The organism is Actinomadura sp. NPDC049753 (genome assembly GCF_040674655.1).
Lineage (GTDB): Bacteria > Actinomycetota > Actinomycetes > Streptosporangiales > Streptosporangiaceae > Spirillospora > Spirillospora verrucosospora.
Genome location: NZ_JBFARL010000182.1, coordinates 1 through 15,440 on the forward strand (window position 1 = coordinate 1; position 15,440 = coordinate 15,440).

Sequence of the window (15,440 nt, forward strand, 5' to 3'; positions counted from 1 at the left end):
TCACCGGCGCCGAATGGGCCGTGGACGGGGGAGCGCTACGGCAACTCTGAGCCGGCGGGGCGGGCGGGCCGGGGGGGCCGGGCCCCCCGCGCGGGGCCGGCCCGGGGGGGTCCCCCCCCCGCACCCCGGGGGCCCGCCCGCGCGACCCGCGGCCGGCCGTCCGCACGAAAGGACGCATGATCATGAGCGTTGACGCGCTGAAGGGCGCCCTCCCGGGCTACGCCAAGGACACCAAGCTCAACCTGGGCTCGCTGACCTCGACCTCCCAGCTCACCGACCAGCAGCTGTGGGGGACGGTCCTGGCCTGCGCCCTCGCCACGCGGAGCGCCGTCGTCATCCGCGAACTCGCCGAGGAGGCGGGCGACAACCTGTCCGCCGAGGCGTTCGAGGCGGCCAAGGGCGCCGCGTCGATCATGGCGATGAACAACGTGTACTACCGCGCCACCCACCTGATCGGGGACGAGACGTACGCGACCCTCCCGGCCCGGCTGCGGATGTCGATCATCGGCAGGCCCGGCGTGGAGAAGGTCGACTTCGAGCTGTGGTGCCTCGCCGTGTCGGCGATCAACGGCTGCGGGCGGTGCCTGGAGTCGCACGAGAAGGTCGTCCGCGAGGCCGGCCTGTCGCGCGAGCTCGTCCAGGAGGTGCTGCGGATCGCCGCCGTGGTGAACGCGACCGCCGCGACGCTGGAGGCCGAGGCCGCGCTGGCCCCCGCCACGGTCTGACGGCCCGCCCGCCCGACGGCCCGCCCGTCCGGCGGTAGGCGAAAGGCCCGGACGGATTCCGTCCGGGCCTTTGCCGTGCCTGTGGGCCGTGCCCAGCGGGCCGTCCCTACTCCCACTCGATGGTGCCCGGGGGCTTGGAGGTGATGTCGACGGTGACGCGGTTGATCTCGCGGACCTCGTTGGTGATGCGGGTGGAGATCCGCTGCAGGACGTCGTAGGGCAGCTTCGCCCAGTCGGCCGTCATCGCGTCCTCGCTGGTCACCGGGCGCAGGACGATCGGGTGCCCGTAGGTGCGGCTGTCGCCCTGCACGCCCACCGACCGCACGTCCGCGAGCAGGACCACCGGGAACTGCCAGATGTCGCGGTCGAGGCCCGCGCGGGTGAGCTCCTCGCGGGCGATGGCGTCGGCGTCCCGGAGGATGTCCAGGCGGTCGCGCGTGACGGCGCCGATGATGCGGATGCCGAGGCCGGGGCCGGGGAACGGCTGCCGCCAGACGATCTCGGCCGGGAGGCCGAGCTGCTCGCCGAGCGCGCGGACCTCGTCCTTGAACAGCGTCCGCAGCGGCTCGACCAGCTTGAACTGGAGGTCTTCGGGGAGGCCGCCGACGTTGTGGTGCGACTTGATGTTGGCCGCGCCGGTGCCGCCGCCCGATTCGACCACGTCCGGGTAGAGGGTCCCCTGGACAAGGAACTCGACCGGTTCGGCCGGTTCTCCGGCGGAACCCGCGCCGCCGTGGACGATCTCCCGGGCCGCCTCCTCGAACACCCGGATGAACTCGCGGCCGATGATCTTGCGCTTCTCCTCCGGGTCGGTGACGCCGTCGAGGGCGGACAGGAAGCGCTCCTGGGCGTCCACGACGTGCAGGTTGACCCCGGTGGCGGCGACGAAGTCCTTCTCGACCTGCTCGGGCTCCCCCTTGCGCAGCAGGCCGTGGTCGACGAACACGCAGGTCAGCTGGTCGCCGATGGCGCGCTGGACGAGCGCGGCGGCGACGGCGGAGTCCACGCCGCCCGACAGCGCGCAGATCACCCGCTTGTCCCCGACCCGCTCCCGGACGGCCTCGATCGACTCGTCCGCGATGTTCACCATCGTCCAGTTCGGCCGGCACCCGGCGCCCTCGTAGAGGAAGCGCCGCAGGATCTCCATGCCGTGCTGGGTGTGCAGGACCTCGGGGTGGAACTGGACGCCGAAGAAGCCGCGCTCCAGGTCCTCCATGCCCGCGACCGGGGTGACGTCCGTGCTGGCCGTCACGGTGAAGCCGGCCGGGGCGCTGCTCACGAAGTCGCGGTGGGACATCCACACCGCCTGCTCGTGCGGCAGGCCCGCGAACAGCATGCCGGGGGACGCGACGGCGACGGTGGCGCCGCCGTACTCGGCGACGTCGGAGTTCTCGACCGTCCCGCCGAGGGCCTGCGCCATGACCTGGTGGCCGTAGCAGATGCCGAGCGTGGGGACGCCGATGTCGAACAGCCCCTCCGGCACGACCGGGGCGCCCTCGGCGTACACCGACGCGGGCCCGCCCGAGAGGATGATCGCCTTGGGCCGCTTGGCGAGCATCTCCGCCGCCGGCATGGTCGACGGCACGATCTCGCTGAACACATGGCACTCGCGGACCCGTCGTGCGATCAGCTGCGCGTACTGCGCGCCGAAGTCGACGACGAGGACGGTGTCAAAGGACTGGTCTGCGACCACCAACTACGCCTTTCGCCCGGTCGGAAGGGACTTCCCAGTCTACGGGCCGCTGCCTGCGCCGATGCGCCCGGTCTCCGACATGATCGTCACTGAGGGCGACTGTCCTATAACGGTCGGCATCCATTTACCTCGATCACACGTGCACGATGACTGCGGTCTGATATCAGTTGATGACGCACTGTGTTCGGTGAAGCGTTGTTTCTCCGAAACGCCGTGCTCGTCGAAACACCGTGCTCGCCGGAACGCCGTCCCTAGGAGTGCCGTGAAGCCGCTCGCCGCCGCCGCTCTGCTCGCCGCCCTCGTCCCCGCCGCGACCTTCGGGCAGTCCGCGCCGTCCGCGAGCACCGGACCATCCGCGCGGCCAGGGCACGAAAGCCGCGACGACGACTGCGGGCACCCGCCGGCGGCGGCCGAGGCGCGCCACCGGACGGACGGCCATCCCCGAGACCGCATGGATCTCAGCCCCGCCGAGGCCGCCGCCGTGGAGAGGCGCCTGAACCGGATCCTGGACGGTCTCGGCCCAGGGAAGCATGGATCCTCGAAGGGCGCCGGCCAGCGCAGGGCCGCGCAGATCACCATTCCGGTCTACTTCCACGTGATCCACGCCGGCGCGAAGGGCAACGTGTCCGACGCCATGATCGAGCGCCAGATCAGCACGCTGAACACGTCCTACGGCGGGGGCAACGGCGGCGCGGACGCGCACGTCTCCTTCACGCTCAAGGCCGTGAGCCGCACCGACAACGCGGCATGGTTCGGCGACCCGGAACGCTATGAGGGCACCTACAAGCCGAGGCTGCACAAGGGCGGCAAGTCGACGCTGAACCTGTACAGCACCTACATCGGCGGCGACCTGCTCGGCTGGTCGACGTTCCCCTGGAAGTACAAGTCCGACCCCCAGATGGACGGCGTGACCGTCCACTACGCCAGCATGCCGGGCGGCTCCATCGAGAACTTCAACAAGGGGTTCAGCGCGACCCACGAGGTCGGGCACTGGATGGGGCTCTACCACACCTTCCAGGACGGCTGCAGCGGAGAGGGCGACCGCGTCGCCGACACTCCCGCCGAGCGCGACCCGACGAACGGCTGCCCGTCCTTCAAGGACACCTGCCCCGTCCCCGGGGAAGACCCGGTGCACAACTACATGGACTACAGCTACGACACCTGCATGACGTCGTTCACCCCAGGCCAGGGCACCCGCATCCACAACGTGTGGACCGCCTACCGCGCCTAGCGCTTTCTCCCGCCTCCGACGGTTTCACCGGGAAGCGGGCTTGAGACGGGTGGCGGCTTCCGGTGGAAGGCGGCGGACGGCCTCGCGCAGCGTGACTCCTGACATGGCGCCCACGCGTGGCTCGACCCAGGCGGCCACCCACTCCGGGTCTTTCTTGGACAGCTCTCGGAGCACCCAGCCGAGAGCCTTGCGAATGAAGAACTCGCGTTCGCCTATGAGCGCGTCCCCGTAGCGGCCGATGCGGTCGAGATCGGGGTCGCCGGCCCGAACGCCCCCCAGGAGCGCCAGCATGGCCGTGCGCCTCACCCACATGTAGGGATCGGTGACCCACACGTCTAGGACCGTCCCCAGGTCCGGGTTGCGGACGACCAGCGCGCCGACGACCTTCTCGGCGAGCTGGTCGACGTAGACCCAGCTCGCCGAGTCCCTGACGAGCCGTTCCGCCAGGCCCACATCGCGCGGCTCCAGCAGCGCCGCCCGCTTCATGAGGACCTCTATGGCGGCCATGCGGGCCTCGTGCACCGGGCGGCCTTCGTCGGCGACGTCCCAGAGCGTCACCGCGAGAGCGACCAGTTCCTCCCGGGTCGGCATGCTCTTGACCGCCGACAACGCGACCTTGCGCAGCGCGGGAACCGTGACGCCGATATGGGCGAGATCGCTTTTCAGGTAGCGCTTCTCCCCTTCGGCGCGCACCGGGTCGGCCTGCGCTCTCAGCTCGGCCAGGATCCGCGCCGCCTCACCCTCCACGTCCATGGGGGACACGCTACGCCGCCGCGCTACGGGGCCGTATTCAGCATTACGCGCGCCTGTTCGTCCAGGTTTGCTAAAGACGTGCTGTTTGTTCGCATCCACCCTGGTTCCAGCGATGACTCCGCTCCCCACGCGCGCGCTCCCCCGCACGCGCCCACCCCCAAGGAGTTCCATGAAACGCGCCGGAATCGCCGCCGTCCTCGGCATGGCCGCCGCCTTCACGGCGTACGCCCCCGCCGCCCCCGCCACGCTGGCCGCCCCGTCCGCCCCGTCCGCCTCCTCCACGGTGTGCGCCGACCAGCCCGCCCAGGCCCGCGTCCGCGCCGGGGCCCACGCCACCGAGCGGAACCAGCCCGGAACGGCCCAGGTCGCCGCGATGGAGAAGGACTTCCAGAACCGCCTGGGCAAGCTGAGGAAGACGAGCACGGCGGCAGCCATCACCGTTCGCGTGCACTTCCAGGTCGTCTACGGCAGCGCGGGCAACGTCTCCGACTCGGTCCTGACCAAGCAGCTCAGCGTCCTCAACAACGCCTATGCCAGCAGCGGCGTCACGTTCACTCTGGCCGAGATCAGGCGGACGCAGAACGCGGCCTGGTTCTCCGACCCCGAGGGCTACGAGTCCCAGATGAAGTCGGCCCTGCACACCGGCAACGCGCAGGACCTCAACTTCTACACGGCCGACCTCGGCAGCAGCCTCCTCGGCTGGGCCACGTTCCCGAGCAGTTACCGCTCCAAGCCCAAGATGGACGGCGTCGTCGTCCACTACCAGAGCCTTCCGGGCGGCTCGCTGGGCAACTACAACGAGGGCGACACCGGAACCCACGAGGTGGGCCACTGGATGGGGCTCTACCACACGTTCCAGGGCGGGTGCAGCAGTACCGGCGACAGCGTCTCCGACACGCCCGCCGAGCAGAGCCCGGCCTCGGGCTGCCCGACCGGCCGCGACACCTGCTCCACGGCCGGCGCCGACCCCATCCACAACTTCATGGACTACAGCTACGACTCGTGCATGTACGAGTTCACGCCGGGCCAGTCCACGCGCATGAAGAACCAGTGGGCCGCCTACCGCGCCTGATCCGGGCTTCCGGCGCCGGAGCGGTGGCCCGCTCCGGCGCCGGACTCGTCCGCCCTCAGGTGATGTCGACGATCGGGAGCTTCAGGGCGGCGGGGGCGCCGGCCGGGACGGCCGGGTTCTTCGGGGCGACGGGGGCCACGCGGCGGTAGGAGTCGCCGAGGGCGGGACGCGGGTCGTCCTCCGAGCGGTTCGGCCAGAACGCCATGGCGCGCTCGGCCTGCGCCGTGATGGTGAGGGACGGGTTGACGCCCAGGTTGGCCGAGACGGCGGAGCCGTCCACGACGTGCAGCCCCGGGTGCCCGTAGACGCGGTGGTAGGGGTCGATCACCCCCGTCTCGGCGGAGTCGCCGATGGCGCAGCCGCCGAGGAAGTGCGCGGTCATCGGGATGTCGAACAGGTCGCCCCAGGTGCCGCCCGGGATGCCGCCGATCTCCTCGGCGATCCGGCGGGTCGCCTCGTGCCCCTCGGGGATCCACGTCGGGTTCGGCTCGCCGTGCCCGGCCGTCGCGCGGACGTCCCAGCCGAACGGGCCCTTCTTCGGGCGCAGCGTGATCGAGTTGTCGCGGGTCTGCATGACCAGGGCGATGACCGTGCGCTCCGACCAGTGGCGGACGTCGAAGAGCTGGAGGAGGTCGCCCGGCTTGCGCAGCACCTCGCGGGCGAACTTGCGGATCCGGGGCGTGTGCCGCTCGCCCGGCCGGTCGCCGTCCACCAGGAGGGTCTGGAGGGAGGCGAGCAGGTTCGAGCCCCGGCCGTACCGGACGGGCTCGACATGGGTGTCCGGCGTCGGGTGGAACGACGACGTGATCGCCACGCCCTCGGAGAAGTCCGGCCCCGGCCGGCCGTTGCGGCGCCCGCCGCCGAGGATCGCCTCGGAGTTGGTGCGGGTCAGGGCGCCGAGCCGGTCGGACAGGCGCGGCAGCAGCCCGGTCGACTTGAGCTTGTGCAGGAGCTTCTGCGTCCCGTAGGTGCCCGCGGCGAAGACGACCTGCTCGGCGGTGAGCGTCCTGCGGTTGCGGCCGAACGAGCCCGTGCGGACGATCTCGACCTCGTACCCGCCGCCGGCGCGCGGCCGCACCGAGGTGACGCGGCTGAGCGGCATCACCCGGGCGCCCGCCCTCTCGGCCAGGTACAGGTAGTTCTCGGTCAGCATGTTCTTCGCGCCGTGGCGGCAGCCCACCATGCACTCGCCGCATTCCAGGCAGCCGCGCCGGCGCGGGCCCGCCCCGCCGAAGTAGGGGTCGGCGCTCTCGATCCCGGCGCCGCTCCCGAAGTAGACGCCGACCGGCGTCTTCACGAAGGTCTCGCCCTTGCCCATCCGGTCGGCGACCCGCTTCATGACCTTGTCGGCCGCCGTCGTCGTCGGGTTCTGGACGACTCCGAGCATGCGTTTGGCCTGCTCGTAGTAGGGCGTGAGCTCGTCCCGCCAGTCGGTGATGTGCGCCCACTGCCGGTCCTTGAAGAACGGCTCCGGCGGGACGTACAGCGTGTTGGCGTAGTTGAGCGATCCGCCGCCGACGCCCGCGCCCGCCAGCACCATCACGCGGCTCGACTTCGCGCCGCGGATGAGGTGCATCCGCTGCATGCCGGTCAGGCCGAGCGCGGGCGCCCACAGGTAGCGGGCGATGCGCCAGTTCGTCTTCGGCAGCTCCGGATAGCGGGACCCCGGCGCGCCGCCCGGGTTCGTGTCGAAACGGCGGCCGGCCTCGATGACGCCGACCCTGTAGCCCTTCTCGGTCAGCCGGAGCGCCGAGACGCTGCCGCCGAACCCCGACCCGACGACGAGCACGTCGAAGTCATGCTTCACAGGCGATCCCTACTTGATCCGCAGCTTCTTCATGAGCTTGATGCCGGTGGCCATGTAGTCGGCGAAGGTGTCGTAGCCGATCGCGCCGGGCGGCTCCAGGTCCATGAAGTGCTGGCTCGCGACGGTCTGGACCTCGGTGAACTTCAGCAGCCCCTCGGCCCCGTGGCGGCGTCCCACCCCGGACTGCTTCATCCCGCCCATCGGGGAGTCGTAGGAGGCGTAGGCGGCGCCGTAGCCGTCGTTGATGTTGACCGTCCCCGCCTGGATGCGGGCGGCGAGGCGGCGGCCCCGCGCCGGGTTCTTCGTCCACACCGACGCGTTCAGCCCGTAGGGCGTGTCGTTGGCGCGGGCGACGACCTCGTCCTCGTCCCGGTACTTGTAGACGGCGACGACGGGGCCGAACGTCTCGTTCGCGCACAGGTCCATGTCGCCGTTGACGTCAGCGAGGACCGTCGGCTCGTAGAACAGCGGGCCGACGTCGGGACGGGCCTTCCCGCCGGCCAGGACGGTCGCGCCCTCCTTGACGGCCTGGTCCACGTGCGCCGTCACCGCGTCCAGCTGGCGCTTGTGGGTCAGCGAACCCATCTCGGCGTCGAAGTTCAGGCCGGTGCCCAGCCGCATGCCCTTGACGAGTTCGACGAACCGCGGCACGAACCGGTCGTAGACGTCCTCGTGCACGTACATCCGCTCGATCGAGATGCACAGCTGACCGGCGTTGGTGAAGCACGCGCGGACGGCGCCGCGCGCGGCGCGCTCGACGTCGGCGTCCGGCATGACGATCATCGGGTTCTTGCCGCCGAGCTCCAGCGAGTAGGCGACCAGCCGCGGCGCCACCTTCTCCGCGATCGCCTTGCCCCCGCGCGTGGAGCCGGTGAACGAGACGTAGTCGGCGTTCTCCACCAGCGGGTCGCCGATCTCGGCGGGATCCCCGACGACGATCTGCCAGAGGTCGCGGGGCAGCCCGAGCGAGACCAGCAGGTCCAGCACCCACAGGCTGGACAGGCACGTCTGGGTGTCGGGCTTGTGGACGACGGCGTTGCCCGCCATCAGCGCCGGAGCGATGTCGCTGGCGCCGAGCGCGAACGGGTAGTTCCACGGCGCGATCAGCGCCACGACGCCCTTCGGGTGCCGCAGTTCCTGGACGCGGGTCAGCCCCGGCATCATCCCCTTGCGGCGGCGGGGCTTCAGCAGCCGCGGCGCCCGCCGGGCGTAGTAGAGCGAGCACAGCGCGACGTCGAGGAACTCCTCCATCGCGTGCCGGCGCGCCTTGCCGGTCTCCAGCTGGATGATGTCGAGGATCTCCGCGCGCCGGTCGACGAGCGCGTCCGCGAGCCGCAGGAAGGGCTTGGCGCGCTCTCCCGCGGGCAGCGCCGCCCAGGCCCGCTGCGCCTCGCGCGCCCGCTCGTAGGCGGCCCGGACGTCCTCGGGGCTCGACAGCGGAACGGTCGCGAGGGGCTCACCGGTGAAGGGGCTCGGGATCGTCGCGGTCTCGGCGCCGTCCGAGGCGACGTGCGAGACCAGCCGGTCGATCAGAGTCCGGGGAAGCGTGTGCTCTGCCGCGCCCTTGGCAGAGCCTGTCGCGCTCTCGGCAGAGCCTGTCGCGCCTTCGGCAGAGTCCGCCGCGCCTTCGGCAGAGCCTGTTGGGCCGTCGGCGGGGTCTGCCGCGCCTTCGGCGGGAACCGTCGGGGATGCCATGCAGGCAGGGTATGACCACCCGCCCAGTTTGGCTACCCGCAAGTAATGCGCTACTTGCAGTGATATGCCCCACTAGGGTCGCTATCTCCGTTCGCGCTCCCCGCCGCCTCCGTCCGCGATTGACGACCTCTGCCGAACGGACCGTTCCAAGCCGGGTGGAGTTGTGCAACTCGAAGACTGACCGACCCCGCCCGGTGTATCCCGAAAGCAGGAGGAGAATTCCAGCGCCGTCGGGGGCGGCGCTGCCCAGGGGAGGGGACAGCGATGACGCACGCCCGCGGCCACACACCCGAGAGCGGCGCCGCCCGCCCCGGCGCGCGCCGGGACCGCCGCGAGCAGACCCGCGCCGCCCTGCTCGCCGCCGCCGAGCGCCTCTGGGCCGAGCGCGGCATCCACGGCGCCTCGCTCGACGACATCGCGGCGGCCGCCGGGCTCACCAAGGGCGCCGTCTACTCCAACTTCGCGGGCAAGACCGACCTGCTCCTCGCCCTGATGGAGCGCATCACCAGCGCCCGCACCCGCACCGACGTCTGCGACGAGCTCCGCGCCGCCGCCGAGGACGCCGACCGCACCGGCCGCCCGTCCCGCCGCGACTCCGACGAGGCCCCCCGCCGCCTCGCCCTGCTCCTGGTCGAGTTCTGGCTCTACGGGATGCGCGACTACGCCGCCGGGTGGCGCATCGCCGACTGGTACGCCGAACGCCGGGAACAGCTGGCCCGGGAACTGGAGCCCGCCGACGGCCCCGCCCACGACGGCCCGGCCCCGGGCGAGCTGGCCCCGGGCGAGCTGGCCCCGGGCGACCGCGCCACCCTGACCATGGCCCTCGACTTCGGCCTGGCCTTCCAGCACCTCCTCGACCCCGTCCGGGTCCCGGCCGACCTCTACAGCACCGGCAAGACCCTCGTCCAGGGACGGCCCCGGCCCTGACCCGCCGGCGTCCGGGTCAGGGGGTGGCCACGGGCACGATGTCGGGAGCGCCCCGGCGGCGGGCGTCGGCCTCCTGGTCGCCGTCCTGGGTCTGGGAGGCGCGTTCGGCCTCGACGCGCTTGCGGTAGTACTCGATCTCCCGGTCGCGCTGCTTCTTGGACCAGCCGAGGACGGGCGCGAGAAGGTCGGCGGCCTCCTGGGCGACGCCGACGCCGCGGTCCCACGTCTCGATGGAGATGCGCGTGCGGCGGGCGAGGACGTCGTTGAGGTGGCGGGCGCCCTCGTGGGTGGCGGCGTAGACGACCTCGGCGCGCAGGTAGTCGTCGGCGCCGTCCAGCGGCTTGGCGAGGTCGGGCTTGTCGGAGATGAGTTCGAGCAGGTCGTCCAGGAGCGTCCCGTAGCGGCGCAGCAGGTGCTCGATCCGGGCGACGTGCAGGCCGGAGCGCGCGGCGAGGCGGTGCCGGGCGTTCCACATGGCCTGGAAGCCGTCGCCGCCCACGAGCGGGATGCGGTCGGTGCAGGACTCGGCGACCTTGCCGTCGAGGCCGTGCGCGACGGCGTCGATGGCGTCCTTGGCCATGACCCGGTAGGTCGTGTACTTGCCGCCCGCCACGAGGACGAGACCCGGGACGGGGTGCGCGACCACGTGCTCGCGGGAGAGCTTCGACGTCTCCTCGGTCTCGCCGGTGAGGAGGGGGCGCAGGCCCGCGTAGACGCCCTCCACGTCGTCATGGGTGAGCGGCGTGGCGAGGACGGCGTTGACGTGGTCCAGGACGTAGTCGATGTCGGCCTTGGACGCGGCGGGGTGCGCCCTGTCGAGGTCCCAGGCGGTGTCGGTGGTGCCGATGATCCAGTGGCGGCCCCAGGGGATCACGAACAGCACCGACTTCTCGGTGCGCAGGATAATCCCGGTCGCGGAGTGGATGCGGTCCTTGGGCACCACCAGGTGGATGCCCTTGGACGCCTTCACGTGGATCTGGCCGCGGCCGCCGACGAGCTCCTGGATGTCGTCGGTCCACACGCCGGTGGCGTTGACGACCTGCTTGGCGCGGACCTCGCTGGTCGTGTTGCCCTCAAGGTCGCGGATGCGCAGGCCGGTGACGCGCTCCCCCTCGCGCAGGAACCCCAGGCACTGGGTGCGCGAGGCGATCTGGGCGCCGTACTCCGCGGCCGTCCGCAGGGCGGTCATGACGTAGCGGGCGTCGTCGACCATCGCGTCCCAGTACTGGATCGCCCCGGTGAAGGCGTCCTTGCGCAGGGACGGCGCGAGGCGCAGCGCCCCGCGGCGCGTCAGGTGGCGGTGGTGCGGGACGCCGCGCGTGCTGCCCATCTGGAAGGCCAGCGCGTCGTAGAGGGCCACGCCCGCCCCGAGGTACGCGCGCTCCCACACGCGGTGCGTGGTCGGCAGCATGAACGGGACGGGCTGCACCAGGTGCGGCGCGATCTGCTGGAGCAGCAGCGCGCGCTCGGTCAGGGCCTCCCGGACGAGGTCGAAGTTGTACTGCTCCAGGTACCGCAGCCCGCCGTGGATCAGCTTGGACGACCGGGACGACGTGCCCGACGCGAAGTCGCGGGCCTCGACCACTGCGACGGACAGGCCCCGGGTCGCCGCGTCAAGCGCCGCGCCCGCGCCGACGATGCCGCCGCCGACGACGACCACGTCGAACTCCTCGCGGGCCATGCGGTCGAGCGCCGCCGCGCGCTCGGCCGGGCCGAGCCGCGAGCTTCCAAGGCCGGTCACCGGTGATCCCGTCATCGCGCATCCCCCCACAGCGGTTCGGTTTCCGAACGGTTCTTACCCAAGAGTAAGGACCGGTTCACACCGAGATGCGAAAGAACGGGCGTGGGGTCGCTCTCAGTCGGTGGACTGGCCGGGGGCCACGACGACCTGGACCCGCTGGAACTCCTTCAGCTCCGTGTATCCCGCGGTGGCCATCGACCGGCGCAGCGCGCCGATGAGGTTCATGGAGCCGTCCGCGACGTGGGACGGGCCGTGCAGGATCTGCTCCATCGTCCCGATCGTCCCGATCTCGATGCGGGTGCCGCGGGGGACGTCGCCGTGGTGGGCCTCGCTGCCCCAGTGGTAGCCGCGCCCGGGCGCCTCGGTGGAGCGGGCGAACGGGGAGCCGACCATCACGGCGTCGGAGCCGCAGGCGAACGCCTTGGCGATGTCGCCGCTGTTGACCATGCCGCCGTCGGCGATCACGTGCACGTAGCGGCCGCCGGACTCGTCCATGTAGTCGCGGCGGGCGGCGGCCACGTCGGCGACCGCGGTGGCCATCGGGACGGCGACGCCGAGGACGGTCCGCGTCGTGTGCCCGGAGCCGCCGCCGAACCCGACCAGCACGCCGGCCGCGCCGGTGCGCATCAGGTGCAGCGCCGCGGTGTAGGTGGAGCAGCCGCCGACGATCACGGGGACGTCGAGGTCGTAGATGAACTGCTTGAGGTTCAGCGGCTCGGCGCGCCCCGAAACGTGCTCGGCGGACACGGTCGCCCCGCGGATCACGAACAGGTCGACGCCGGCGTCGATCACGGCCTTGTGGAACTGGGCCGTGCGCTGCGGCGACAGCCGCGCCGCGACGGTGACGCCCGCCTCGCGGACCTCCTCGATCCGGCGGCCGATCAGCTCCTCCTTGATCGGCTCGGAGTAGATCTCCTGGAGCCGCTGGGTGGCGCGGACGTCGTCCAGCGAGGCGATCTCGGCGAGCAGCTGCCCCGGGTCGTCGTAGCGCGTCCAGAGCCCCTCGAGGTCGAGCACGGCCAGGCCGCCGAGCCGTCCGACGGCGATCGCCGTCGCCGGGCTGACGACGCTGTCCATCGGCGCGACGACCAGCGGCATGTCGAACCGGTAGGCGTCGATCTGCCAGGCGACGCTGACCTCCTCGGGATCGCGCGTCCGGCGGGACGGCACGATGCCGATGTCGTCGAAGGCGTACGCCCGGCGGCCGCTCTTACCACGGCCGATCTCCACCTCAGCAGCCACTGCGCCCTTCCTTCACGTGAATCGGTCTTCCCGCGGTTCGCGGGACCAAGCCCCGGAAGAGCTTACGTCAGGTCACCGGCCCTGGTAGTTGGGGGCCTCCACCGTCATCTGGATGTCGTGCGGGTGGCTCTCGCGCAGGCCCGCGACGCTGATGCGCATGAGCTGGCCCCGCTCCTGGAGCTCGGGGACGGTGCGGGTGCCCGCGTACCACATCGACTGGTGGAGACCGCCGACGAGCTGGTGCGCGACGTTGGCGAGGGGACCGCGGTAGGGGACCTGGCCCTCGACGCCCTCGGGGATCAGCTTCTCCTCGGCGTTGACGTCGGCCTGGGCGTAGCGGTCCTTGGAGTACGAGGCGCCGCGCTCGCGGTTGCGCATCGCGCCGAGCGAGCCCATGCCGCGGTAGGACTTGTACTGCTTGCCGTGGACGAAGATCAGCTCGCCCGGGGACTCCTCGACGCCGGCGAGCAGGCTGCCCAGCATCACGGTGTCGGCGCCCGCGACCAGGGCCTTGGCGATGTCGCCCGAGTACTGCAGGCCGCCGTCCCCGATCACCGGGACGCCCGCCGCCTTCGCCGCGCGGGCCGCCTCGAAGATCGCGGTGATCTGGGGGACGCCGACGCCGGCGACGATGCGGGTGGTGCAGATCGAGCCGGGGCCCACGCCGACCTTGATCGCGTCGGCGCCCGCGTCCACCAGCACCTGGGCGCCCGCCGCGGTGGCGACGTTCCCGCCGACGACCTGGACGGACGAGTTGCTCTTGATCGCGGCGATCGTGTCGGCGACGCCCTTGGAGTGGCCGTGCGCCGTGTCCACGATGATCACGTCGGCGCCGGCCTCGATGAGGGCGCGGGCACGGCGCAGCGCGTCCTCGCCGACGCCCACGGCCGCGGCGACGAGCAGGCGGCCGTCGGCGTCCTTGGTGGAGTCGGGGTACTGCTCGCTCTTGGTGAAGTCCTTGGTGGTGATCAGGCCCTTGAGGCGGCCCTCCCCGTCGACGAGCGGGAGCTTCTCCACCTTGTTGCCCGCGAGCAGGCGGAACGCCTCCTCGCGCGAGACGTCCACCGGCGCGGTGATGAGCGGCATCGCCGTCATCACCTCGCGGACGGAGCGCGACAGGTCCGTCTCGAAGCGCATGTCGCGGTTGGTCACGATGCCGACGAGCACGCCGCGCACGTCGGTGACCGGCACGCCGGAGATCCGGTAGCGGGCGCACAGCGCCTCGACGTCGGCGAGCGTGGCGTCCGGCAGGCAGGTCACCGGGTTGGTGATCATCCCGGCCTCGGAGCGCTTGACCCGGTCGGCCTCCGCGGCCTGCTCCTCGATCGACATGTTGCGGTGCAGCACGCCGATGCCGCCCTGGCGCGCCATCGCGACCGCGGTGCGGGCCTCGGTCACCGTGTCCATCGCCGCCGAGACGAGCGGGATCCGCAGCGAGATCTCGCGGGTCAGCCGCGTCGTGGTGTCGGCCTCGCCGGGCTGCAGGTCGGAGTAGCCCGGCAGCAGGAGCACGTCGTCGAAGGTCAGGCCCTGCGGGAGGAACTTGTCGGGCTCGGCGGCGGGGTTCATGACAACCTTCCCGTGGTGGTGGCGGCATCGGGCCAGGTCACAAGGGACCCTGTCCCCATGGTAGGGGCTGGGCCGACGGCCGGGCGGGCTTTGCGCGCGGCGCTCACGTGGTCTTGATGACATCTGCCAACACGCCGGGCGGTCCTTCGCATTCCCCTCCGTGCTCGCGCGCTTAGCGCTCGTCGGCGCACGGAGGAGGCCGGGGGGTGCACCTCCCGGGGCGTCGCGCAGTAGCGTGGGGGTGTGCACGACGATGCTCCGCTCGACCCGTTCGCCGGAGACCCGGAGGATCCGGCCGCGGCGCTCGGCGACCCGGGCGACGAGACCGCTCCGCTCAGCGTGACGGAGCGGGAGGACGTGCTGGCCGACCTCGCCGACCTGGAGGTCTTCCGGGCGCTGCTGGAGCCGCTCGGGGTGCGCGGCCTCACGGTCGACTGCGGCGACTGCGGCAAGATGCACTACATCGACTGGGAGCTGCTGCACGGCAACCTGCGCCACCTGCTGGACGAGGGCCTCCCCCGCGTCCACGAGCCCGCGCTCTCCCCCGATCCCGTCGACTACGTCAGCTGGGAGTACGCCCGCGGCTACGTCGACGGCGTGATCGACAGCGAAGAGGGCCGCGACGAGAACTGACCGCCCAGGCCCGCACCGAGCCGGACGGGAAGGGCGCGCGGGGCGCCGCCGTCAGTCGTCGGTGGGGCGGTTCTGGTAGTCGAAGGCGCGCTTGCGGGCTATGCGGCGCAGGTCGTCGAGGCGGGGCCGCGGGTCGGCCACCGGCCGCGCGTCGGGCCTCTCGACCGGTTCCGTGAACATCGTCGGGGCCTCCTGCCTGCGCGAAGGGCGGCGCGGCAGGTGACGGGGGAAGGGTCCGTCCAGGCGCCGCCTGAGCTGCCGGTTCTCACCGCGGTCCGGGTCGGCGGACGGCGTGCGCGCGGCGGGGCGCCCCGGCTCCGGGGCCGGGCGCGCGGGCGGCCGCGGACGCCGC

At 71.9% G+C, this 15,440-nt stretch carries 12 protein-coding genes and 1 pseudogene; 5 read left to right on the plus strand and 8 right to left on the minus strand.

The window, feature by feature from the left end; genetic code table 11:
* Positions 1-182 precede the first annotated feature (182 nt).
* Positions 183-725, plus strand: coding sequence for a carboxymuconolactone decarboxylase family protein (locus AB0K37_RS32720; RefSeq protein ID WP_363987567.1), 543 nt, complete (start codon positions 183-185; stop codon positions 723-725).
* Between the two features lie 106 nt (positions 726-831).
* Here the strand turns inward: AB0K37_RS32720 and guaA are convergent, their stop codons facing one another.
* Entirely contained in the window at positions 832-2,418 is a 1,587-nt protein-coding gene (gene guaA / locus AB0K37_RS32725) for a glutamine-hydrolyzing GMP synthase (protein ID WP_363987569.1), read from the minus strand.
* 262 nt (positions 2,419-2,680) lie between these two features.
* Between guaA and AB0K37_RS32730 the strand changes: the two genes are divergently transcribed.
* Entirely contained in the window at positions 2,681-3,649 is a 969-nt protein-coding gene (locus AB0K37_RS32730; RefSeq protein ID WP_363987571.1) for a zinc metalloprotease, read from the plus strand.
* A 24-nt stretch (positions 3,650-3,673) separates the two neighbouring features.
* Here the strand turns inward: AB0K37_RS32730 and AB0K37_RS32735 are convergent, their stop codons facing one another.
* A complete protein-coding gene (locus tag AB0K37_RS32735; RefSeq protein ID WP_363987573.1) occupies positions 3,674-4,402 on the minus strand; it encodes a DNA alkylation repair protein in 729 nt (242 codons plus the stop codon).
* A 169-nt stretch (positions 4,403-4,571) separates the two neighbouring features.
* On the opposite strand from AB0K37_RS32735, the gene AB0K37_RS32740 reads away from it, so the two are divergent.
* Complete coding sequence (locus AB0K37_RS32740) at positions 4,572-5,474, plus strand: zinc metalloprotease (protein WP_363987574.1); 903 nt, start codon at positions 4,572-4,574, stop codon at positions 5,472-5,474.
* A 55-nt stretch (positions 5,475-5,529) separates the two neighbouring features.
* On the opposite strand, the gene AB0K37_RS32745 is transcribed toward AB0K37_RS32740, so the two are convergent.
* A complete protein-coding gene (locus AB0K37_RS32745) occupies positions 5,530-7,281 on the minus strand; it encodes a GMC family oxidoreductase (protein WP_363987576.1) in 1,752 nt (583 codons plus the stop codon).
* Positions 7,282-7,290: 9 nt separating this feature from the next.
* A complete protein-coding gene (locus AB0K37_RS32750; RefSeq protein WP_363987578.1) occupies positions 7,291-8,976 on the minus strand; it encodes a succinic semialdehyde dehydrogenase in 1,686 nt (561 codons plus the stop codon).
* Positions 8,977-9,240: 264 nt separating this feature from the next.
* Here AB0K37_RS32750 and AB0K37_RS32755 point away from each other — a divergent pair, with 264 nt between their 5' ends.
* Positions 9,241-9,903, plus strand: coding sequence for a helix-turn-helix domain-containing protein (locus tag AB0K37_RS32755; RefSeq protein WP_363987580.1), 663 nt, complete (start codon positions 9,241-9,243; stop codon positions 9,901-9,903).
* 16 nt (positions 9,904-9,919) lie between these two features.
* On the opposite strand, the gene glpD is transcribed toward AB0K37_RS32755, so the two are convergent.
* The 3 genes from glpD to guaB form a co-directional block, all read right to left on the minus strand.
* Positions 9,920-11,659 (minus strand): glycerol-3-phosphate dehydrogenase, encoded by a 1,740-nt coding sequence (gene glpD, locus AB0K37_RS32760; RefSeq protein ID WP_363987582.1) that lies wholly within the window; start codon positions 11,657-11,659, stop codon positions 9,920-9,922.
* A 99-nt stretch (positions 11,660-11,758) separates the two neighbouring features.
* Positions 11,759-12,874 (minus strand): GuaB3 family IMP dehydrogenase-related protein, encoded by a 1,116-nt coding sequence (locus tag AB0K37_RS32765; RefSeq protein ID WP_363987585.1) that lies wholly within the window; start codon positions 12,872-12,874, stop codon positions 11,759-11,761.
* A gap of 84 nt (positions 12,875-12,958) precedes the next feature.
* A complete protein-coding gene (guaB, locus tag AB0K37_RS32770) occupies positions 12,959-14,455 on the minus strand; it encodes an IMP dehydrogenase (RefSeq protein ID WP_363987583.1) in 1,497 nt (498 codons plus the stop codon).
* Between the two features lie 243 nt (positions 14,456-14,698).
* On the opposite strand from guaB, the gene AB0K37_RS32775 reads away from it, so the two are divergent.
* A complete protein-coding gene (locus AB0K37_RS32775; protein WP_179845994.1) occupies positions 14,699-15,088 on the plus strand; it encodes a DUF5319 domain-containing protein in 390 nt (129 codons plus the stop codon).
* 51 nt (positions 15,089-15,139) lie between these two features.
* Here the strand turns inward: AB0K37_RS32775 and AB0K37_RS32780 are convergent.
* Positions 15,140-15,440, minus strand: a pseudogene (locus tag AB0K37_RS32780) (hypothetical protein); the annotation flags it as partial.